The sequence below is a fragment of the Burkholderia sp. EMB26 genome, from assembly GCF_024730645.1.
Taxonomy (GTDB): domain Bacteria; phylum Pseudomonadota; class Gammaproteobacteria; order Burkholderiales; family Burkholderiaceae; genus Burkholderia; species Burkholderia cenocepacia.
In genome coordinates this window covers 1,654,338-1,675,598 of the sequence record NZ_CP078071.1, presented here as the reverse complement: position 1 = coordinate 1,675,598, position 21,261 = coordinate 1,654,338, and the positions used below count along the sequence as shown (strand labels likewise).

Genomic DNA, 21,261 nt, shown 5'->3' with positions numbered 1-21,261 from the left:
CTCGGCGGTACGGAAGTTGAGCCCCGCAGTCGCAACGAAGTCGTTCAGAAAGTTGTTGACGAGCTGCGAAACACGGTTCATAATCTCGCTTCTCTGCTGCTGAAAACGCAGCGCTGCTGAGGGGTTCAGATCCCTCGCAGACATGCTCTTTAAAAATTAACAGCCGATAAGTGTGGGCGCTTGATGGCAGCGAGCTGATCCTCGGATCAGATGGCAAAAGTATCAAGAGTCTCACACTAAAGTAAGTCAGGTTTATGAAGTGATTCATATTCCTGTCAGCTTTGAGTGAGCGACCGGTTCGAAAGAACCGAAAACAGTAACAGGTTTGAACTGAAGAGTTTGATCCTGGCTCAGATTGAACGCTGGCGGCATGCCTTACACATGCAAGTCGAACGGCAGCACGGGTGCTTGCACCTGGTGGCGAGTGGCGAACGGGTGAGTAATACATCGGAACATGTCCTGTAGTGGGGGATAGCCCGGCGAAAGCCGGATTAATACCGCATACGATCCACGGATGAAAGCGGGGGACCTTCGGGCCTCGCGCTATAGGGTTGGCCGATGGCTGATTAGCTAGTTGGTGGGGTAAAGGCCTACCAAGGCGACGATCAGTAGCTGGTCTGAGAGGACGACCAGCCACACTGGGACTGAGACACGGCCCAGACTCCTACGGGAGGCAGCAGTGGGGAATTTTGGACAATGGGCGAAAGCCTGATCCAGCAATGCCGCGTGTGTGAAGAAGGCCTTCGGGTTGTAAAGCACTTTTGTCCGGAAAGAAATCCTTGGCTCTAATACAGTCGGGGGATGACGGTACCGGAAGAATAAGCACCGGCTAACTACGTGCCAGCAGCCGCGGTAATACGTAGGGTGCAAGCGTTAATCGGAATTACTGGGCGTAAAGCGTGCGCAGGCGGTTTGCTAAGACCGATGTGAAATCCCCGGGCTCAACCTGGGAACTGCATTGGTGACTGGCAGGCTAGAGTATGGCAGAGGGGGGTAGAATTCCACGTGTAGCAGTGAAATGCGTAGAGATGTGGAGGAATACCGATGGCGAAGGCAGCCCCCTGGGCCAATACTGACGCTCATGCACGAAAGCGTGGGGAGCAAACAGGATTAGATACCCTGGTAGTCCACGCCCTAAACGATGTCAACTAGTTGTTGGGGATTCATTTCCTTAGTAACGTAGCTAACGCGTGAAGTTGACCGCCTGGGGAGTACGGTCGCAAGATTAAAACTCAAAGGAATTGACGGGGACCCGCACAAGCGGTGGATGATGTGGATTAATTCGATGCAACGCGAAAAACCTTACCTACCCTTGACATGGTCGGAATCCTGCCGAGAGGCGGGAGTGCTCGAAAGAGAACCGGCGCACAGGTGCTGCATGGCTGTCGTCAGCTCGTGTCGTGAGATGTTGGGTTAAGTCCCGCAACGAGCGCAACCCTTGTCCTTAGTTGCTACGCAAGAGCACTCTAAGGAGACTGCCGGTGACAAACCGGAGGAAGGTGGGGATGACGTCAAGTCCTCATGGCCCTTATGGGTAGGGCTTCACACGTCATACAATGGTCGGAACAGAGGGTTGCCAACCCGCGAGGGGGAGCTAATCCCAGAAAACCGATCGTAGTCCGGATTGCACTCTGCAACTCGAGTGCATGAAGCTGGAATCGCTAGTAATCGCGGATCAGCATGCCGCGGTGAATACGTTCCCGGGTCTTGTACACACCGCCCGTCACACCATGGGAGTGGGTTTTACCAGAAGTGGCTAGTCTAACCGCAAGGAGGACGGTCACCACGGTAGGATTCATGACTGGGGTGAAGTCGTAACAAGGTAGCCGTATCGGAAGGTGCGGCTGGATCACCTCCTTTCCAGAGCTATCTCGCACAAGTTGAGCGCTCACGCTTATCGGCTGTAAATTAAAGACAGACTCAGGGGTCTGTAGCTCAGTCGGTTAGAGCACCGTCTTGATAAGGCGGGGGTCGTTGGTTCGAATCCAACCAGACCCACCATTGTCTGGCGGTAGGTACACCTGAGGCAAATCTGTACATGGGGGCATAGCTCAGCTGGGAGAGCACCTGCTTTGCAAGCAGGGGGTCGTCGGTTCGATCCCGTCTGCCTCCACCAATCACCAACGCTAAGGGCTTGGTTCAGACACTGAACCGAGAATTTTGCATTGGCGATTGAGCCAGTCAGAGGATATCAACAGATATCGGCTGTCGTTCTTTAACAATCTGGAAGAAGTAAGTAATTTGGATAGCGGAAGCGTCTTTGAGATGGACGTGAAAACTATCCGGGTTGTGATTGTATCGATGTATCTCAAGATGATTCGAACTCTAAGTTTGACTCAATTGGAATACGGCACAACGCGAGAACTCAACCTGTAGCGACTGTCGATGAGACAGACTCGTTATAGGGTCAAGCGAACAAGTGCATGTGGTGGATGCCTTGGCGATCACAGGCGATGAAGGACGCGGTAGCCTGCGAAAAGCTACGGGGAGCTGGCAAACAAGCTTTGATCCGTAGATGTCCGAATGGGGAAACCCACTCCTTTTGGAGTATCCATGGCTGAATACATAGGCCATGTGAAGCGAACGCGGTGAACTGAAACATCTAAGTAACCGCAGGAAAAGAAATCAACCGAGATTCCCAAAGTAGTGGCGAGCGAAATGGGATGAGCCTTGCACTCTTTATTTGTATTGTTAGCCGAACGCTCTGGAAAGTGCGGCCATAGCAGGTGATAGCCCTGTAGGCGAAAACAGTATGAAAGAACTAGGTGTGCGACAAGTAGGGCGGGACACGTGAAATCCTGTCTGAAGATGGGGGGACCATCCTCCAAGGCTAAATACTCGTGATCGACCGATAGTGAACCAGTACCGTGAGGGAAAGGCGAAAAGAACCCCGGGAGGGGAGTGAAATAGATCCTGAAACCGCATGCATACAAACAGTCGGAGCCTCGCAAGGGGTGACGGCGTACCTTTTGTATAATGGGTCAGCGACTTACGTTCAGTAGCAAGCTTAACCGTATAGGGCAGGCGTAGCGAAAGCGAGTCCGAATAGGGCGTTCAGTTGCTGGGCGTAGACCCGAAACCAGGTGATCTATCCATGGCCAGGATGAAGGTGCGGTAACACGTACTGGAGGTCCGAACCCACTAACGTTGAAAAGTTAGGGGATGAGCTGTGGATAGGGGTGAAAGGCTAAACAAACCTGGAAATAGCTGGTTCTCTCCGAAAACTATTTAGGTAGTGCCTCGTGTCTCACCTTCGGGGGTAGAGCACTGTCATGGTTGGGGGGTCTATTGCAGATTACCCCGCCATAGCAAACTCCGAATACCGAAGAGTGCAATCACGGGAGACAGACATCGGGTGCTAACGTCCGGTGTCAAGAGGGAAACAACCCAGACCGCCAGCTAAGGTCCCCAAATATAGCTAAGTGGGAAACGAAGTGGGAAGGCTAAAACAGTCAGGAGGTTGGCTTAGAAGCAGCCACCCTTTAAAGAAAGCGTAATAGCTCACTGATCGAGTCGTCCTGCGCGGAAGATGTAACGGGGCTAAGCTATATACCGAAGCTGCGGATGCGTGCTTAGCACGCATGGTAGGAGAGCGTTCCGTAAGCCTGCGAAGGTGCCTTGTAAAGGGTGCTGGAGGTATCGGAAGTGCGAATGCTGACATGAGTAGCGATAAAGGGGGTGAAAGGCCCCCTCGCCGTAAGCCCAAGGTTTCCTACGCAACGTTCATCGGCGTAGGGTGAGTCGGCCCCTAAGGCGAGGCAGAAATGCGTAGCTGATGGGAAGCAGGTCAATATTCCTGCACCATTGTTAGATGCGATGGGGGGACGGATCGCGGAAGGTTGTCCGGGTGTTGGAAGTCCCGGTCGCTGCATTGGAGAAGGCGCTTAGGCAAATCCGGGCGCAGGATTCAAGGGTGTGGCGCGAGCTCCTTAGGGAGCGAAGCAATTGGAAGTGGTTCCAAGAAAAGCCTCTAAGCTTCAGTCTAACGATGACCGTACCGCAAACCGACACAGGTGGGCGAGATGAGTATTCTAAGGCGCTTGAGAGAACTCGGGAGAAGGAACTCGGCAAATTGGTACCGTAACTTCGGGATAAGGTACGCCCTTGTAGCTTGACTGGCCTGCGCCAGGAGGGTGAAGGGGTTGCAATAAACTGGTGGCTGCGACTGTTTAATAAAAACACAGCACTCTGCAAACACGAAAGTGGACGTATAGGGTGTGACGCCTGCCCGGTGCCGGAAGATTAAATGATGGGGTGCAAGCTCTTGATTGAAGTCCCGGTAAACGGCGGCCGTAACTATAACGGTCCTAAGGTAGCGAAATTCCTTGTCGGGTAAGTTCCGACCTGCACGAATGGCGTAACGATGGCCACACTGTCTCCTCCCGAGACTCAGCGAAGTTGAAGTGTTTGTGATGATGCAATCTACCCGCGGCTAGACGGAAAGACCCCATGAACCTTTACTGTAGCTTTGCATTGGACTTTGAACCGATCTGTGTAGGATAGGTGGGAGGCTATGAAACCGGAACGCTAGTTTCGGTGGAGCCGTCCTTGAAATACCACCCTGGTTTGTTTGAGGTTCTAACCTTGGCCCGTGATCCGGGTCGGGGACAGTGCATGGTAGGCAGTTTGACTGGGGCGGTCTCCTCCCAAAGCGTAACGGAGGAGTACGAAGGTACGCTAGGTACGGTCGGAAATCGTGCTGATAGTGCAATGGCATAAGCGTGCTTAACTGCGAGACCGACAAGTCGAGCAGGTGCGAAAGCAGGTCATAGTGATCCGGTGGTTCTGTATGGAAGGGCCATCGCTCAACGGATAAAAGGTACTCTGGGGATAACAGGCTGATACCGCCCAAGAGTTCATATCGACGGCGGTGTTTGGCACCTCGATGTCGGCTCATCTCATCCTGGGGCTGTAGCCGGTCCCAAGGGTATGGCTGTTCGCCATTTAAAGAGGTACGTGAGCTGGGTTTAAAACGTCGTGAGACAGTTTGGTCCCTATCTGCCGTGGGCGTTGGATATTTGAAGGGGGCTGCTCCTAGTACGAGAGGACCGGAGTGGACGAACCTCTGGTGTACCGGTTGTCACGCCAGTGGCATCGCCGGGTAGCTATGTTCGGAAGAGATAACCGCTGAAAGCATCTAAGCGGGAAACTCGCCTTAAGATGAGATATCCCTGGGGACTAGATCCCCTTGAAGGGTCGTTCGAGACCAGGACGTTGATAGGTCAGGTGTGTAAGCGCAGTAATGCGTTCAGCTAACTGATACTAATTGCCCGTAAGGCTTGATCCTATAACAAGTCTGCCTTGTAGATCGGCGCCGTGCGCAAGCACTGGCCGCGATCCAGAGCGACAAGTTGGATTCTCGTGTGTGATACACACAACCTAAATTACTGCTTCTTCCCAGATTGGTTCTGTTGGCCACGCCAGCAGAACAACCCCCTTTGCCTGATGACCATAGCGAGTCGGTCCCACCCCTTCCCATCCCGAACAGGACCGTGAAACGACTCTACGCCGATGATAGTGCGGATTCCCGTGTGAAAGTAGGTAATCGTCAGGCTCCCCTCAAGCCAGAAACCCCCGCCCGAAAGGCGGGGGTTTTTGCATTGGTGCGCCAAAAAAAGCGTGCGGCGCAACGGTGCCAAGGCTACGTCCACTGGCTCCCCGCTGACGCAATCAATCGGAGCGCCGAGCCCGCCAGTTCCACACTCGCTGTTCGTGCCGTCCGGCATCTCCCGCCACTTCCTTTTGCCAATCGGACCTATCCCTCTTCGGGCCGGTTCCAGCTAATGCTGCACATCCAGCGCCGATAGCTGTGATGGCCGGTGATGAGCGATGTTGATCGACGATGATTGATAAATGCCGCTTCCTGACGAAAGCCCTCGCTTCATCTCCCGACGCTTCGGTGTGCCACATCAAGTGCTCACTCCGCGAGCACAGCGCGAAATCGTCATAAAAAATCTATGCGCATAAAGTTCATTCGCCCGGCATGCTCGACAGAGCGGAGAGCAAGCCCTTCGGGGTAATATCGCCGTTCGTCCCGATTCGCAGGTGCGTGTCTGCATCCCCGGCGATCGGCGTCTTTGGCCTTCCGTCTCCTGCATCGTTCATGACTGACAGCCCCGCCCAAAGTGGTCGGACGACCGACTTCTTGCCGTATCTCGTCGCCGCGACGTTCTTCATGGAGTACCTCGACACGACCGTGATCGCGACTGCGCTGCCGCAAATGGCCAGCTCGTTCGGCGTCGGACCGAATGCGCTGAGTCTCGGGATGACGGCGTACATGCTGGCGCTGGCGGTGTTCATTCCGATCAGCGGCTGGATCGCGGACCGCTATGGTTCGCGTACCGTCTTCGCGAGTGCGATCGTCGTCTTTACCGGCGCGTCGGTGCTGTGCGGGCTGTCCGAAGGGGTGATGTCGTTCACGGCTGCGCGGCTGCTGCAGGGTGTCGGCGGGGCAATGATGGTGCCGGTCGGCCGGATGATCGTCGTGCGCAGTACCGAGAAGGCGAGACTGATGCGCGCGATCGCGACGATCACGTGGCCGGGCATCGTCGCGCCCGTCGTCGGGCCGCCGATCGGCGGCTTCATCACGACCTACGCGTCATGGCGATGGATCTTCCTGTTGAACGTCCCGTTCGGTCTTGCCGCACTCGTTTGTACCTGGCTGATCGTCCGGAATACGCGGGCCGACGAGCAACGGCCGCTCGACTGGGTCGGCTTCGTACTGGCCGGCGGCGCATTGACGTGCCTGCTGATCGGCACGGAAGCGGCCGGACAGCAGGATGTCGACTTCACGCGCGCGGGTGTCCTCGTGGGCGCAAGCGTGCTGTTCGGCATCGCCGCGTGGCTGCATGCGCGACACAGCGCGCATCCGCTGCTCGATTTCACGACGCTGAAGGTGCCGACGTTCTCGGTGACGGTGATCACCGGTTCGATTACGCGGATGGCGATCAACGCCGTCCCGTACCTGCTGCCGCTGCTGTTCCAGATCGGCTTCGGGCTGTCGCCGTTTCAGTCAGGCCTGCTGCTGCTCGCGAGCGCGCTCGGCAATCTCGGGATGAAGGCGGGGACATCGTGGATCCTCGACCGTTACGGCTTTCGGCGTGTCGCGCTCGTCGACGTGACGATCGTCGGCATCTTCACGATCGCATGCGGCTGGCTCACCGCGTCGACGCCGTTGGCGATCACGCTGTTCGTCGTATTCGTCTACGGGCTCACGCGGTCGATGCAGTTCACGACGCTCGCGACGCTGGCTTATGCGGATATCCCGTCTCACCAGACGAGCGCGGCCAGCACGCTGTGGAGCGCCGCGCAGCAGATGACGATCGGGATGGGGATCGCATTTGGCGCATTGTCGCTGCGGCTAGCGGCATTGGTGCGCGGCGATGCGGCCGGCATGCACTACGTGCTTGACGATTTCCGCTGGGCGTTCGTCGCGGCGGGCGTGCTCGCGCTGCTGACGTTGCCGGGCTATGCACGGCTGGCTTCCAATGCTGGCGACCGGCTGCGGGCCAACATAGCGCGAGGATAGGCCCGAGTGCAAATCGAATTGGCGGTGCAACCAGTGAGTGCGCTTGTTTTTCGGCGCTTACCCGAGGTGCCGATTCGTCCCGGTGGCGATCGCTTGACGATCAGCGTAACCGGTTTGCCGTCACCGCGGGCGAATGGGCCTTCCGGGCAACCATGCTGGACCGTCGCGCTCTCCGGACAATGACGTGCGGTGCCGGAACGAGCATCAAGGCCGAATGCGATATGCGGACGACAGTAACGCCGTCGTCCCGATTCCCGCTACTGCGCATCATGGAAGATGATGCCGATCGTGTGGCGATGGCCGCTTCGAATCCGGCTGACGCCGTGGCGCAAGTTGACGCGATAGACGCCGCGGGTTCCCTGCACCGGCCGGCCGTGCACCGCGAAGATCACGGCGTCGCCTTGTGTCAGCGGCACCACTTCCGCACGCGACTGCATGCGGGGTCGCTGTTCCGTCAACACGAACTCCCCACCACTGAAATCGCGGCCCGGCGCCGACAGCAGGATCGCGACCTGCAGCGGAAACACGTGCTCGCCGTACAGGTCCTGATGGAGGCAGTTGTAGTCGTCGGCGCCGTATTGGAGGATCAGCGGCGTCGGTCGCGTCTGTCCCGCCGCATGGCAGCGATCGAGGAACGTCGCATGCTCCTTCGGATAACGAACGTCGACTCCGAGTGCCTGGTTCCAGCGATTAGCGATCGGCGCGAGATGCGGGTAGAGCGTCGCGCGCAGCTCGGCGATGACCGCAGGCAACGGATACGCGAAATACTTGTATTCGCCGCGGCCGAAGCCGTGCCGGGCCATCACGACACGTGAACGATAGAGTGCATCGTACGGATAGAGCGACGCGAGTGCATCGCACTCGCTTGCCGACACCAGGCCCGGTACGCGCGCGCATCCGTAGCGATCGAGTTCGCCCTCGACCGTCGGCCAGTCGAGGGCGTCGACGCGTTGCGCGATGTCCAGCGATTCGACGGCAGGTTGCAGATCGGCAATGTTCACGGGCGTACCTCTGGGCATCGGCGGTGTGGGGCCGTGCAGTCGCGCACGGTCGAGTCCACTGGAAGTTGATGAACCCAGTCTAGCGGCGTCCATGCGCCGGTACGCTCCAGATCTTGCGCTTTAATTCGGATGATGAAACAGCGAAAAGCGGGCTGCGGCATCGGCACACTGAATGTGGTGAGGTACCAGAGAGGTGGCGGAGGAGAAGGAGAAGCGGAGAGGTAGCGAAACGCCAGATCCAGCCTATCGCGGCGGATGGCCGGCTCCCGCCCGCCACCCGCCGCGTCCACAAATCAGGCCAGCGACCGGAACAACCAGTAAAGCCCCGCCGCGAGCGCGATCGACGCCGGCAGCGTCAGCACCCACGCGAGAACGAGGCTGCGCACCGTGCTCCATTGCAACCCGGAACCGTTCGCCGCCATCGTGCCCGCGACGCCCGACGACAGCACGTGAGTCGTCGACACGGGCAGCCCGTACATGTCGGCGGCGCCGATCGTCAGCATCGCGACGAGTTCGGCCGATGCGCCTTGTCCGTAGGTCAGATGCTGCTTGCCGATTTTTTCGCCGACGGTCACGACGATGCGCTTCCAGCCGACCATCGTGCCGAGGCCCAGCGCGATCGCGACGGCGACCTTCACCCACGTCGGAATGAACTTGGTCGCGTGGTCGAGCTGCTTGCGGTAGTTGTCGATCGCGAGCTTGTCGGCGGCGGCGAACGCGGGTTGCCCCGACTTCTCGATCAGGCGAATGGCCTCGGACACGAGGTACATCGTGTTGCGCACGTTGTCGACGTCGCGTTGGGGCACGGCCGCCATCGAGCCCGACGCGCCGACGGCGGTCGCGAGCGACGTGGACAGTTGCGCGACGGCCGGCAGCACGGCGGGTGTCAGTTCACGGTGCTGCGCGTAATGTTCGACATCGGCACGCGGGTTCGCGGACGGCGCGATGCCGTTCGTGTACTTCCCGAACGTCGCAGCCGCCTGGTTCGCGACCGCCACGAAGGTCTGCGATTCGGCGGGCGTGACGGCCTTGTTCAGCGCATACGCGGTCGGCACCGTGCCGATCAGGATCAGCATGATGAGCCCCATCCCTTTCTGCCCGTCGTTCGACCCGTGGGCGAACGACACGCCGGTGCAGGTGAGGATCAGCAGGCAGCGAATCCAGAACGGCGGCGGCTGATCCTTCGGCGGCTCCTTGTACAGCTCCGGAATCCGCACGAGCGCCTTCAGCACGAGCAGCAGCAGCGACGCGCACAGGAAGCCGACGATCGGCGAGAGCAGCAGCGACTTGCCGACCCCGAGCGCCTGGCCCCAGTCGACGCCGCTCGTGCCGGACGGCCCATGCATCAGCTGGTTCATCAGCCCGACGCCGATGATCGACCCGATCAGCGTATGCGAGCTCGACGACGGCAGCCCGAAATACCAGGTCGCGAGGTTCCACACGATCGCGGCGATCAGCAGCGCGAACACCATCGCGAAGCCCGAGCCGCTGCCGACCTGCAGGATCAGCTCGACCGGCAGCAACTGCAGGATGCCGAACGCGACGGCGCCGCTCGAGACCATCACGCCGAGGAAGTTCCACATGCCCGACCAGATCACCGCGACGTTCGGCGTCAGCGAGTGCGTATAGATCACGGTCGCGACCGCGTTCGCGGTGTCGTGGAAGCCGTTGACGAATTCGAAGCCCAGCGCGATCAGCAGGGCGGCGCCGAGCAGCAGGTACGGGAACAGCGTCCCTTCGCGGACCGGCGCCAGATCGGCGACCAGGTGGGTGGCGATATAGACGGCGCCGAGCACGAGCACCAGCAGGAAGGCGGCATAGCCGACCTGCCGGGTGCGCGCGACGGAGCCCGGATTGTTCGGGGCGGACGAAGCAGGTTGATTCATGACGGCATCTCGTAGGGAACCGCGTCCGATCCTAGCTGCGGCTAGCAGTCAGTTTGATGACAGTCGGGACGACGAACGGTGTGTCTTACGGGGATGTAAGGCGAGTGGCGGCATGCGAGGCAGCGAGTCGCGTCGATCACTCACATAGTGAACACGACAGCGGCTTACGCGCCGGTATCGCGCTGCTCATCATCCGTCGCCGCCAACGTCCAGCCGGCCGGCGACGCGACGAACGTCGTGCACGACAGCGGCGCAACGTCGAGACGCGCGGCCGCGGCGTGGTCCATCCGCAGCACATGCGCGATGGCCGCGCGGACGATCGGCGCATGCGTGATCGCGATGACGTCGCGCTCGCGCGGCAACCCGTCGAACCACGTGCCGACCCGACGTGCGGCGGCGTCGAACGATTCGCCGCGATGCGGCGACGCGGACGGCGTGCCGATCCACGTGGCAAGTTCGTCAGGCAGATCGCGTGCGAGATCGTGCAGCCGCTTGCCTCGCCAGTCGCCGTAGTCGATGTCGCGCAGCGCGTCGTCGATGTCGGCGTGCAGCCCGAGTGCGTCGGCGGTCTGCGTTGCGCAGCGTGCCGGGCTGCACAGCACGAGCGAGCCGGCGATGGCCGTCCACCGGCCGTGCAGCGCGGCGGCTTCGGCAAGCCCGCGCGCGTCGAGCGGATCGTCGTCGGGAAACGTGCCGGTGCGCATCGCGCGGGTCGAGGCGTGCGCGATCAGGCGCAGCGAGGCATGCAGGTTCATGTCGGTGGTCGGATGATCCGGAGCGGGGCGCGCTTGCCCATCTGTCGTCGCTTCAATACGCGAACGTTCGCGCGTACAATTCGCCCGATACGAAGCGCGGAAGCCGGTGCAATTCCGGCGCGGTCGCGCCACTGTAACCGGGGAATCGATGATCCCGGAAGCCAGACCTGCCTTCGTACCCATCCATCATTTGTCGGGGCGCGATTCCCCTGAGGTGCATCCATGAGCGAAGCAGTGCTGAAGCCGGCGGTCGTGCCGGCACCCATCCCCGTCCGTGAGCTGTTGCCGTGGGCCGTGTTCGTCGGCCTGATCCTGCTGCTCGCACTCTATTTCGTCGGTGCGGAACAGGGCGCGACGTCGCTCGTGCCGGGCATGTATGTCCACGAATTCGTCCACGACGGCCGCCATCTGCTCGGCTTTCCCTGCCACTGACGCGGAGTAAAAGATGGTCGGAAAGCTGCTCATGCGCGGGATGCTCGCAGGCATCGCCGCGGGCCTCCTCACGTTCGGTTTCGCGAAAGTCGTCGGCGAACCGCAAGTCGATCAGGCGATCGCCCTCGAAGAGAAAACCGCCGCCGCCCAAGGCGAGGCACCGGAGCCGGAACTGGTCAGCCGCCACACGCAGGCCGGCCTCGGGCTACTGACGGGCGTCGTGACCTACGGCGCGGCATTCGGCGGGCTGTTCTCGCTGGTCTTCGCGTATGCGTACGGACGCGGCAGCCGCCTGCCGGCACGGCCGCTGGCCGCCTGGCTCGCGCTGGCGGCGTTCGTCGCGCTCGTGATCGTGCCGAACCTCAAGTACCCGGCCAATCCGCCGTCGGTCGGCGACCCCGATACGATCGGGTATCGCACGGGTCTGTTCTTCCTGATGATCGCGATCTCGGTCGCAACGATGGTGTTCTCGGTCAGCGTGCGCCGCCATCTGGTGGCGAAGCTCGGGCAGTGGAACGCGTCGATCGTCGCCGGGCTCGTGTTTGTCGCGATCATCGCGGCCGTGCAGATCGGGCTGCCGTCGGTCAGCGAGTTGCCGGCCGATTTCCCGGCGGCCTTGCTGTGGAAGTTCCGCGTGGCGGCCATCGGCATGCAGGTGATCATGTGGACGACGATCGGCCTGCTGTTCGGTGCGTGGGTCGAACGCGGCGAACGCACCGGCACCGGCGTTCGCGCCGCCTGACGCGCGGGCCGGGCGGGCGCGCCTAGCGCAGCATGCGCGGCGCGCTCCACGTCGATTCGCGCGCCAGCGCGACGAACGCGGCCAGATAGTCGATCGCGGCATCCGCTTCGCGGATGCCGAGGAAGATCTGCTTCGCGATGCCGTTCTTGCCGAGCTTGACCGGCACGACCGGCATCCGGTCCGCATACTCGTCGGCGAGCCACCGCGGCAGCGCGGCCACGCCGCGTCCGCTCGCGACCATCTGCAGCATGATGTCGGTCGTCTCGATCGACTTGTGCCGCCTCGGCACGATGCCGGCCGGCGTCAGGAACTGGTTGTAGATGTCGAGCCGGTCGGTTTCGACCGGGTACGTGATCAGGATCTCGTCGGTCAGTTGCTCGGGCGTCACGTAGTCGGCATTCGCGAACCGGTGCGCTTCCGCGACCACCAGCACCTGTTCGTAGTCGAACACGGGATCGAAGCGCAGCCCCGGCTTGTTCAGCGGATCGGGCGTCACGAGCACGTCGATGTCGTAACCGAACAGCGCGCCGATGCCGCCGAACTGGAAGCGCTGCTTCACGTCCACGTCGACGTCGGGCCAGCGCGACAGGTACGGCGACACGACCTTTAGCAGCCACTGGTAGCACGGATGGCACTCCATCCCGATACGCAGTGTGCCGCGCTCGCCCTTCGCGTACTGCTTCATCCGTTCCTCGGCGAGCTCGAACTGCGGCAGCAGCCGGTTCGCCAGCTTCAGCAGATACTGCCCGCCCTGCGTGAGCCGCAGGCCGCGGCCTTCGCGGTCCCAGATCGGCGTGCCGAGCTGCTGCTCGATTTTCCTGACGGTATGACTGAGGGCCGACTGCGTGAGGTGCAGCGCATGGGCCGCCGCGGTCAGCGAGCCCTGGCGCTCGACTTCACGAATGACGACGAGATGGAATCGTTCCAGCATGGCTTGCGCACACCCGACGAATACATGAAGAATGTTAATGGATGAATGAAATAATGCCATTTTATTTCATGGTTTGAAATCCCTATGATGGCTGCCGGATCTTCATTTTTCTCTGGACGGCAGCTTCATGGTCACGACACACAACCTCGGTTTTCCGCGCATCGGCGCGAAGCGCGAACTCAAGTTCGGTCTCGAACGCTACTGGAAGGGCGAATCGTCGCGCGACGAACTGAAGGCGCTCGGCGCCGAACTGCGCCGGCGCCACTGGCACGACCAGCGCGACCTCGATCTCGCGCCGATCGGCGATTTCGCGTTCTATGACCAGGTGCTCGACATGAGCTTCACGCTCGGCAACCTGCCGAAGCGCGTGCAGGATTTCCACGGCGATGCGCTCGACAACGCTTTCCGCGTCGCGCGCGGCCGGTCGGCGCAGTCGGCGGAGGCGCATGCCGCGTGCTGCGGCGGGGTCGCGGCCGGCGAAATGACGAAGTGGTTCGACACGAACTATCACTACATCGTGCCGGAGTTCCATGCGGACACGAACTTCTCGCTCGATCCGTCGCGTCTGCTGCAGCAACTGGCCGAAGCGAACGCGCAGGGCGTGAATGCGAAGCCGGTGATTCTGGGCCCCGTCACGTACCTGTGGCTCGGCAAGGCGAAGGACGATTCCGATCGCCTCGCGCTGCTGCCGAAGCTGCTGCCCGTGTACGGCGCGCTGCTCGACACGCTGACCGCGCAGGGCGTCGAATGGGTGCAGATCGACGAGCCGATTCTCGTCACCGAGCTCGATGCCGAATGGCGCCACGCGTTCCGCACCGCGTACGCGGCACTGGAAACGCGCCGTATCAAGCTGCTGCTCGCCACGTATTTCGGCCAGCTTCAGGACAACCTGACGCTCGCGGCGTCGCTGCCGGTCGACGGCCTGCATATCGACGCGATCAACGCACGCGACGAAGTCGACGCGCTGGTGCGTGAGCTGCCGCCCGAACGCGTGCTGTCGATCGGCGCGATCAACGGCCGCAACATCTGGAAGACGGACCTGAACGCGACGCTCGACTGGCTCGAGCCGCTCGCGAAGCAACTGGGCGACCGGCTGTGGCTTGCGCCGTCGTGCTCGCTGCTGCACGTACCGGTCGATCTCGCGAACGAGGCGAAGCTCGACGCGGAAATCCGCTCATGGCTCGCGTTCGCGCTGCAGAAGCTCGACGAGCTGAAGGTACTCGCGACCGCCCTGAACGAAGGCCGCGACACGGTGGCCGACGCGCTCGCCGCGAATGCCGCCGCGATCGAGTCGCGCCGCCGCTCGCCGCGCGTGAACAATCCGGCGGTGAAGGCCGCGATCGCCCGCATCGACGCGCGGCTCGGCAACCGCGCGAGCCCGTATGCGCAGCGTGCGTCGAAGCAGTCGGCGCGCCTGAACCTGCCGGCGTTCCCGACGACGACGATCGGCTCGTTCCCGCAGACCGCCGAAATCCGCCAGGCGCGCAGCCGGTTCAAGGCCGGCACGCTGGACGAAGCCGGCTATCGCACGGCGATGCAGGCCGAGATCGAACGCAGCGTCCGCGAACAGGAATCGCTCGAACTCGACGTGCTCGTGCACGGCGAAGCCGAGCGCAACGACATGGTCGAATACTTTGGCGAACAACTCGACGGCTACGCGTTCAGCCAGTTCGGCTGGGTGCAGTCGTACGGTTCGCGCTGCGTGAAGCCGCCGATCCTGTTCGGCGACATCAGCCGCCCGAAGGCGATGACGGTCGAGTGGATCACCTATGCGCAGTCGCTGACGAACAAGCCGATGAAGGGGATGCTGACCGGCCCCGTGACGATCCTGAACTGGTCGTTCGTGCGCGACGACCAGCCGCGCTCGGTGTCGTGCTACCAGCTTGCGCTGGCGATCCGCGACGAAGTGCTCGATCTCGAGCAGGCCGGCGTGCGCGTGATCCAGATCGACGAAGCGGCGCTGCGCGAAGGGTTGCCGCTGCGCCGCGCGCAGTGGAGCGAATACCTGAAGTGGGCGGTCGAGTCGTTCCGCATAACCGCGAATGGCGTGCAGGACGATACGCAGATCCACACGCACATGTGCTATTCGGAGTTCAACGACATCATCGCGTCGATCGCCGACATGGACGCGGACGTGATCACGATCGAGACGTCGCGCTCGGACATGGAGCTGCTCGATGCATTTGACGACTTCAAGTATCCGAACGAAATCGGGCCGGGCGTGTACGACATCCATTCGCCGAACATCCCGACGCAGGATCACATCGTCGGCCTGATGAGGAAGGCGGCTGAACGGATTCCGGCGGAACGCCTGTGGGTGAACCCGGATTGCGGGCTGAAGACGCGTCAGTGGGGGGAAGTGATTCCGGCGCTGACGAACATGGTCGCGGCTGCGAAGACGCTGCGCAATCAGGTGCGGTAGCCACGCGGCAAGCACCGTGCGGCACCGTCGCGATCAACGATCGCGACGGCAAAAAAAGCGGCCCGCAGAAGTGAGCTGCACCCCAAAAGTTGGACTAGATCCAACCTTTGGGGTGTTTTTCATGACGAAGTACGACGAACGTTTTCGGCGTCGAGTGGTTCAGGCGTACCTGGCTGGAGAGGCCGGCACCAAGACACTTGCTCACCGTTACGGAGTGGGCAGGACAATGGTGCGACGTTGGGTGGCGAGCTATCGCGAGCATGGTGAACAGGGGCTGCGCAAGAAGCACAGCCACTACGACGCGCGATTCAAGTTGTCAGTCCTTCAGCGGATGCGGCGCGATGAACTGTCGTATGCACAGGTGGCAGCGCTGTTCGGCATCCGCAATGAACGAAGCATCCCGATCTGGGAGCGTCTGTATCATGAGGGCGGTATAGATGCGTTGGCGCCTCGTCGCCGAGGGCGCCCTCCGAAAATGATCACCTCACCACCACCGAAATCCCCCGACGATACCGTGCAGAAAGAGCCGAGCCGCGAGGAACTGCTCAAGGAAATCGTGTATTTGCGCGCGGAGGTGGCATACCTAAAAAAGCTCGATGCGCTGCTGCAATCCAAGAAGCAGGCAGCGCCCAGGAAAAAGCGCAAATAGTGCGTGAGCTCAGGCAGTGTCATCCGGTAGCTGCGCTCCTGAAGGCGGCAGGCCTGGCGCGCAGCACGTTCTATTACCAGCTCAAGGCATTGGCTGCCGGCGATCGGTATGCGAATCTCAAAGCGAAGATCCAGACCGTATACGACCACCACAAGGGCCGTTACGGCTATCGGCGAATCACGGCGGCGATCCGGCAGACCGGAGATGCGATCAACCACAAGACCGTGCAACGGTTGATGGGACAGCTGCAATTGAAATCTCTGGTGCGCCCAAAGAGATATCGTTCCTGGCGAGGCGAAGTCGGCCGCGTTGCCCCGAATCTACTGCGGCGTCAGTTTGATGCTGAACGCCCGAATCAGAAGTGGGTGACCGACGTGACCGAATTCAATGTAGAGGGCCAAAAGCTCTATCTATCGCCGGTGATGGACTTGTACAACGGGGAGATCGTCGCTTACCAAATGGATGAGCGCCCGAGCTTCGAGTTGGTCAGCTGCATGTTGAAGAAGGCGTTGGCCAAGCTCGATGATGAAGGACGGCCGTTACTGCATTCGGATCAAGGCTGGCAGTATCAGATGCCCGCCTACCGTCGGCTGTTGAAGCAGCATGCGCTCACCCAGAGCATGTCGCGCAGAGGCAACTGCCTTGATAACGCAGCCATGGAGAGCTTCTTCGGCACGCTGAAATCCGAGTGCTATCGGCTGACGCGCTTTGCGAGCGTGGAGCAGTTGCGAGATGCGTTGAGCCGTTACATCCACTACTACAACCACGAACGCATCAAGCTGAAATTAAATGGGCTGAGTCCCGTGCAATACAGGACTCAGCCCTTGGCCGCTTAGCTTTTAACCGTCCAACTTCGTGGGGTCAGTTCAAAGCGGGCCGCTTTCGTCATGCGTGCATTTGCGCGATGCGCCGGGCGTTACGCGGTGCGCGTGCCGCGCGGCAGCACCTCGTCCGTCTTGCCGGGTGCACCCGCATCGTCGATGCTGACCCGGCGCGAGATCAGCCACACGCACAGCGACGACAGCACGGCGGCACTCGCGTACTGGATCGCGAGCGGCCACCAGTGCGGCGTGGTGTTCTGCGCGATGACGGTCGCCACCAGCGGCGTGAGGCCGCCGGCGAGCGCGCCGCACACCTGGTACGCGATCGAGATCGCCGTATAGCGGATCCGCGCGACGAAGATGCCGCTGACGAAGCCCGCGACCACCGAGTAGTAGCCCGATTCCGCGAGCGTCGCGAGGCCGACGCCGACCGTGATCGACACCGGCGTGCCGAGGTGCACGAGCGGCAGCATCACGAACGGGACGATCATCGCCCAGGCGCCGGTGATCAGCAGCACGCGCGTGGTGCCGAAGCGTTGCGCGAGGAACGCGGCCGCGAGCTGCACGACGAACTGCAGCACCGCGACGATCGTCATGCAATGCAGCACCATCGACCGGTCGAGCGACAGGAACTGCGTCGCATAACTGATCATGAAGATATTGCTGAAATACACGCCGGCGATCCCGTACACGTTCGCGCCGATCGCGAGCAGCAGCAGCGGCCAGTATTTGAGCGCTTCGCGCACCGGGTTCCGCGCTGTGTTGCCGCTCTTCCTGACTTCCTCGAACTCGGGCGACTCGGACACGCTCGCGCGGATCACGAAGCCGACGACCAGCAGCACGGCGCTCGCGAGGAACGGCACGCGCCAGCCCCAGCTCATCATGTCGTCCTTCGACAGCGTGCTGATCGCGCCGAACGCGAGCATCGACAGGATCAGGCCGCTCGCGCTGCCGAGCTGCGCGAACGACGCGAAGAACGTACGCTTGCCTTCCGGCGCGTGCTCGCCGGCCAGCAGGACCGCGCCGCCCCATTCGCCGCCGACCGCGATGCCTTGCAGCACGCGCATCAGCACGAGCAGGATCGGTGCGACCACGCCGGCTTGCGCGTGGGTCGGCAGCAGGCCGATCGCGACCGTCGACACGGCCATCAGCATCAGCGTCGCGAGCAGCGACCGCTTGCGGCCGAAGCGGTCGCCGAGATAGCCGAACAGCACGCCGCCGAGCGGCCGCGCGAAGAAGCCGACCGCGAACGAGCCGAACGACGCGAGCAGGCTGATGAAGCGGTTTTCGCCGGGAAAGAACAGCGGCCCGAATACGATGGCGGCGGCGGTCGCGTAACTATAGAAGTCGTACCACTCGATCGTGGTGCCGACGAACGAAGCGAGCGCTGCCCGCTTCGGTTGCTTGACGGAAGTCCCCATCTTTGTGTGTGCTCCTCTGGAATCCTCTGATTTGGAATAGATGGCGGTGCGGGAATCAGTCGCGGTACGCGACGCCCGGCAGCACGCACAGCAGCTCGTACGCGAGGTTCGCGCCGAGCAGCGCCGTGGTGCCGAACGGGTCGTACGGCGGCGCGACTTCGACGAGATCGCAGCCGACGATGTTCAGCCCCTTCGCGCCGCGGATGATCTCGAGCGCCTGCGGCACCGTGAGGCCCGCGATTTCCGGCGTGCCGGTGCCCGGCGCGTAGGCGGGGTCGATGCCGTCGATGTCGAAGCTGATGTAGACGGGCGTGTCGCCGATGCGCGCGCGCACTTCTTCCATCAGCGGCGCGAGCGACTTGTTCCAGCATTCCTCGGCCTGGACGACGCGGAAGCCCTGCTCGCGGCACCAGTCGAAATCCTCGGCCGCGTAGCCGGTGCCGCGCAGGCCGATCTGCGTGACCTTGTCGCCGTGCAGCAGGCCTTCCTCGACCGCGCGACGGAACGGCGTGCCGTGCGCGATCTTTTCACCCATCATCGTATCGTTCACGTCGGCGTGTGCATCGACGTGAATCAATGCAACCTTGCCGTGCTTGCGGTGGATCGCGCGCAGGATCGGCAGCGCGATCGTATGGTCGCCGCCGAGCGTGATCGGCTTGCAGTCGTGCTCGAGAATCGCGTCGTACGCGGCCTCGATGCGGGCGATCGAATCGTGCAGGTTGTACGGATTGATCGCGACGTCGCCGATGTCGGCGATCTGCAGCGAATCGAAGGGTGCTGCGCGGGTGGCCATGTTGTACGGGCGCAGCAGCACGGATTCGGTGCGGATCTGGCGCGGGCCGAAGCGCGCGCCGGTGCGGTTGGACGTGCCGAGGTCGAACGGCACGCCGACGAAACAGGCGTCGAGGCCTTCGGCGCTCGCCACGTGCGGCAGGCGCATCATCGTCGCGATGCCGCCGCAGCGCGGCATTTCATTGCCGCCGAGCGGCTGGAAATGGGTGTGGTCGTTCATGGGGGCGTCTCTTCCAGTGTGGGGTTGCCGTATCATGCGACGCGGCTTGGCGCACAGTTTTACGCGCTCCGCCGGGAAAGAAGAATGCGAAGATATCGACGTAAACATCGATTTTCATCGATGTATGGAAGGGGATGAACGTGCTGGGGAATCTGTCGACCCTCGATCTGCGGTTGATCCGCGTGTTTCTCGCGGTCACGGACGCGGGCGGCGTGTCGGCCGCGCAGGCGGTGCTGAACGTCGGCCAGTCGACGATCAGCGCGCAACTGTCGTCGCTCGAGACGCGGCTCGGCTACCGGCTCTGCGAACGCGGCCGCAGCGGCTTCCGGCTCACGCCGAAGGGCGAGCGGTTCCACGCGATGAGCCGCAAGCTGCTCGCGGCGCTCGACGAATTCGGGATGGCGGCTCGGCACATGGACCGCCAGCTGGTCGGCACGCTGAACATCGGCCTGATCGGCCATACGCCGGTGAGCCAGAATGCGCGGATCGCCGAGGCGATCGCCGCGTTCCGCACGCGCGACGAGGCCGTGCGCTTCTCGATTTCGGTGCGCGCGCCGGGCGATCTCGAGGAGAAGCTGCTGAGCGACGAGATCCAGATCGCGGTCGGCTATTTCTGGCACCGCGTGCCGTCGCTGCATTACACGCCGCTGTTCATCGAGCGTCAGGTCGCGTATTGCGGCCGCGGCCATCCGCTGTTCGACGGCGCGGGCACGCTGACGCCGGCCGACGTCGCGGGCTTCGAATGGGCGTGGCGCTCGTATCCGCTGCCCGAGGCGCAACTGTCGACGACGCCCGACCGCGTGACCGCGACCGCCGACAACATGGAGGCCGTCGCGCTGCTGATCCTGTCCGGCCACCATCTCGGCTACCTGCCGCAGCATTTCGCGGCGCCGTACGTCGCGCAGGGGCTGCTCGCGCCGCTCAATCCGGAGCAACTGCGCTACGACGTGACGTTCCACATGGTCGTCGCGCGCAACGGGCGCGGGAATCCGCTCGTCGAGGCGTTCCTCGAGGATCTCGAGCGCGCGCATCAAGCGCCGGACGTCGCATGACACCGGCGCAGCCGGCAATGTGAACGAGCGTTGCGGCCGGCCGGGCTGGCCGGCCCGGCGCGCATCACGGCACCGGCAAACCCGCGTCGTGCTTCACCTCGCGCAGCGACAGCGCGGATTCGATCGACGTCACGCCCGGCAGCATCCGCAGCGAATCGCGCAGGAACGTGCCGTAGTCGTCGAGGTCGCGCGCGACCACCTGCAGCAGGTAATCGGCCGTGCCCGCGACGTTGTGGCACGCGAGAATCCGCTCGATACCGAGCACTTCCCGTTCGAACCGGTCGGCGACCTTGCGGTCGTGCGTCGCGAACCGCACGAGCACGAACGCGACCACGCCGAAGCCGAGCGCCTGGCGTGACAGCTGCGCACGATAGCGCTCGATGTAGCCGTCGTTTTCGAGACGTTTGAGGCGCCGGGCGCAAGGCGTCTCGGACAGGCCCACGGATTCGGCGAGCCGTGCGATCGGCAGCCGGCCGTCGCGTTGCACCGCAGCGAGGATCGCGCGGTCGGTTTTGTCGAGGTCGATCATGTTGGCGGAATCCTTGTTCTGACCGAGGGATTGTGGCGGATTCCCCCACGAATCGCCAAGCCTCGGCCAAAGATGGCCAA

Annotated in this window: 13 protein-coding genes, 2 tRNA genes, 3 rRNA genes and 1 riboswitch; of the genes, 11 read left to right on the top strand and 7 right to left on the bottom strand. The window is 62.1% G+C overall.

All coding sequences use genetic code 11. The features are described 5' to 3' along the window. Positions 1 to 327 precede the first annotated feature (327 nt). The 6 genes from KU887_RS24260 to KU887_RS24235 all read left to right on the top strand — a co-directional run bounded on the left by KU887_RS24260 (position 328) and on the right by KU887_RS24235 (position 7,528). Positions 328 to 1,860, top strand: a 16S ribosomal RNA gene (locus KU887_RS24260). Positions 1,861 to 1,924: 64 nt separating this feature from the next. Continuing rightward, a tRNA-Ile gene (locus KU887_RS24255) sits at positions 1,925 to 2,001 on the top strand. A 39-nt stretch (positions 2,002 to 2,040) separates the two neighbouring features. Next, positions 2,041 to 2,116, top strand: a tRNA-Ala gene (locus KU887_RS24250). 289 nt (positions 2,117 to 2,405) lie between these two features. Beyond that, positions 2,406 to 5,287, top strand: a 23S ribosomal RNA gene (locus KU887_RS24245). A gap of 154 nt (positions 5,288 to 5,441) precedes the next feature. After that, positions 5,442 to 5,554: ribosomal RNA gene (gene rrf, locus KU887_RS24240) — 5S ribosomal RNA — on the top strand. Together the 16S, 23S and 5S rRNA genes with 2 tRNA genes alongside form the textbook arrangement of a ribosomal RNA operon. A gap of 549 nt (positions 5,555 to 6,103) precedes the next feature. After that, the gene (locus tag KU887_RS24235) at positions 6,104 to 7,528 is read left to right on the top strand and encodes a DHA2 family efflux MFS transporter permease subunit (RefSeq protein WP_012493569.1); all 1,425 of its coding nucleotides are present in this window, start codon (positions 6,104 to 6,106) and stop codon (positions 7,526 to 7,528) included. A gap of 257 nt (positions 7,529 to 7,785) precedes the next feature. Here the strand turns inward: KU887_RS24235 and KU887_RS24230 are convergent, their stop codons facing one another. The 3 genes from KU887_RS24230 to KU887_RS24220 all read right to left on the bottom strand — a co-directional run bounded on the left by KU887_RS24230 (position 7,786) and on the right by KU887_RS24220 (position 11,170). Beyond that, the gene (locus KU887_RS24230; RefSeq protein ID WP_012493568.1) at positions 7,786 to 8,547 is read right to left on the bottom strand and encodes a 2OG-Fe(II) oxygenase; all 762 of its coding nucleotides are present in this window, start codon (positions 8,545 to 8,547) and stop codon (positions 7,786 to 7,788) included. A 275-nt stretch (positions 8,548 to 8,822) separates the two neighbouring features. Beyond that, on the bottom strand, positions 8,823 to 10,415 hold the full coding sequence (locus tag KU887_RS24225) for an inorganic phosphate transporter (RefSeq protein ID WP_258255659.1): 1,593 nt from the start codon (positions 10,413 to 10,415) through the stop codon (positions 8,823 to 8,825). Between the two features lie 164 nt (positions 10,416 to 10,579). Then, the gene (locus KU887_RS24220; RefSeq protein ID WP_012493567.1) at positions 10,580 to 11,170 is read right to left on the bottom strand and encodes a histidine phosphatase family protein; all 591 of its coding nucleotides are present in this window, start codon (positions 11,168 to 11,170) and stop codon (positions 10,580 to 10,582) included. A 46-nt stretch (positions 11,171 to 11,216) separates the two neighbouring features. Further along, positions 11,217 to 11,360, top strand: a riboswitch (cobalamin riboswitch). Positions 11,361 to 11,392: 32 nt separating this feature from the next. On the opposite strand from KU887_RS24220, the gene KU887_RS24215 reads away from it, so the two are divergent. Both KU887_RS24215 and KU887_RS24210 read left to right on the top strand, forming a co-directional pair. Continuing rightward, complete coding sequence (locus KU887_RS24215) at positions 11,393 to 11,602, top strand: CbtB-domain containing protein (protein ID WP_006488502.1); 210 nt, start codon at positions 11,393 to 11,395, stop codon at positions 11,600 to 11,602. Positions 11,603 to 11,615: 13 nt separating this feature from the next. Beyond that, on the top strand, positions 11,616 to 12,344 hold the full coding sequence (locus KU887_RS24210; RefSeq protein ID WP_043204817.1) for a CbtA family protein: 729 nt from the start codon (positions 11,616 to 11,618) through the stop codon (positions 12,342 to 12,344). Positions 12,345 to 12,366: 22 nt separating this feature from the next. Here KU887_RS24210 and KU887_RS24205 read toward each other — a convergent pair whose 3' ends face one another. Next, positions 12,367 to 13,275 carry a LysR family transcriptional regulator gene (locus KU887_RS24205; protein WP_043204819.1) on the bottom strand — a complete coding sequence of 303 codons (909 nt, stop codon included), beginning with the start codon at positions 13,273 to 13,275 and terminating at the stop codon, positions 12,367 to 12,369. 127 nt (positions 13,276 to 13,402) lie between these two features. On the opposite strand from KU887_RS24205, the gene metE reads away from it, so the two are divergent. Together metE and KU887_RS24195 are read left to right on the top strand one after the other, a co-directional pair. Next, positions 13,403 to 15,697, top strand: coding sequence for a 5-methyltetrahydropteroyltriglutamate--homocysteine S-methyltransferase (gene metE / locus KU887_RS24200; RefSeq protein ID WP_034203271.1), 2,295 nt, complete (start codon positions 13,403 to 13,405; stop codon positions 15,695 to 15,697). Positions 15,698 to 15,818: 121 nt separating this feature from the next. After that, positions 15,819 to 17,182 (top strand): IS3-like element ISBcen10 family transposase gene (locus KU887_RS24195; protein ID WP_085964348.1). Its coding sequence is split into 2 segments (ribosomal slippage): positions 15,819 to 16,281 and positions 16,281 to 17,182, totalling 1,365 coding nucleotides; the frame shifts between segments, so codons are not numbered across the junction. A gap of 80 nt (positions 17,183 to 17,262) precedes the next feature. On the opposite strand, the gene KU887_RS24190 is transcribed toward KU887_RS24195, so the two are convergent. Together KU887_RS24190 and speB are read right to left on the bottom strand one after the other, a co-directional pair. Next, complete coding sequence (locus KU887_RS24190; RefSeq protein ID WP_006495119.1) at positions 17,263 to 18,588, bottom strand: MFS transporter; 1,326 nt, start codon at positions 18,586 to 18,588, stop codon at positions 17,263 to 17,265. 55 nt (positions 18,589 to 18,643) lie between these two features. Further along, positions 18,644 to 19,600, bottom strand: a complete 957-nt coding sequence (speB, locus tag KU887_RS24185) for an agmatinase (RefSeq protein WP_006495120.1) — start codon at positions 19,598 to 19,600, stop codon at positions 18,644 to 18,646. A gap of 140 nt (positions 19,601 to 19,740) precedes the next feature. Between speB and KU887_RS24180 the strand changes: the two genes are divergently transcribed. Then, entirely contained in the window at positions 19,741 to 20,652 is a 912-nt protein-coding gene (locus KU887_RS24180) for a LysR family transcriptional regulator (protein ID WP_034203465.1), read from the top strand. Between the two features lie 64 nt (positions 20,653 to 20,716). Here the strand turns inward: KU887_RS24180 and KU887_RS24175 are convergent, their stop codons facing one another. After that, on the bottom strand, positions 20,717 to 21,181 hold the full coding sequence (locus KU887_RS24175) for an Lrp/AsnC family transcriptional regulator (protein WP_006488501.1): 465 nt from the start codon (positions 21,179 to 21,181) through the stop codon (positions 20,717 to 20,719). Positions 21,182 to 21,261: the final 80 nt, after the last annotated feature.

Coding starts and splice junctions, on each gene's coding strand:
- KU887_RS24175 (WP_006488501.1), bottom strand. CDS start 21,181: ATGATCGACCTCGACAAAACCGACCGCGCGATCCTCGCTGCGGTGCAA.
- KU887_RS24225 (WP_258255659.1), bottom strand. CDS start 10,415: ATGAATCAACCTGCTTCGTCCGCCCCGAACAATCCGGGCTCCGTCGCG.
- KU887_RS24205 (WP_043204819.1), bottom strand. CDS start 13,275: ATGCTGGAACGATTCCATCTCGTCGTCATTCGTGAAGTCGAGCGCCAG.
- KU887_RS24215 (WP_006488502.1), top strand. CDS start 11,393: ATGAGCGAAGCAGTGCTGAAGCCGGCGGTCGTGCCGGCACCCATCCCC.
- KU887_RS24210 (WP_043204817.1), top strand. CDS start 11,616: ATGGTCGGAAAGCTGCTCATGCGCGGGATGCTCGCAGGCATCGCCGCG.
- KU887_RS24220 (WP_012493567.1), bottom strand. CDS start 11,170: ATGAACCTGCATGCCTCGCTGCGCCTGATCGCGCACGCCTCGACCCGC.
- KU887_RS24190 (WP_006495119.1), bottom strand. CDS start 18,588: ATGGGGACTTCCGTCAAGCAACCGAAGCGGGCAGCGCTCGCTTCGTTC.
- metE (WP_034203271.1), top strand. CDS start 13,403: ATGGTCACGACACACAACCTCGGTTTTCCGCGCATCGGCGCGAAGCGC.
- speB (WP_006495120.1), bottom strand. CDS start 19,600: ATGAACGACCACACCCATTTCCAGCCGCTCGGCGGCAATGAAATGCCG.
- KU887_RS24235 (WP_012493569.1), top strand. CDS start 6,104: ATGACTGACAGCCCCGCCCAAAGTGGTCGGACGACCGACTTCTTGCCG.
- KU887_RS24230 (WP_012493568.1), bottom strand. CDS start 8,547: ATGCCCAGAGGTACGCCCGTGAACATTGCCGATCTGCAACCTGCCGTC.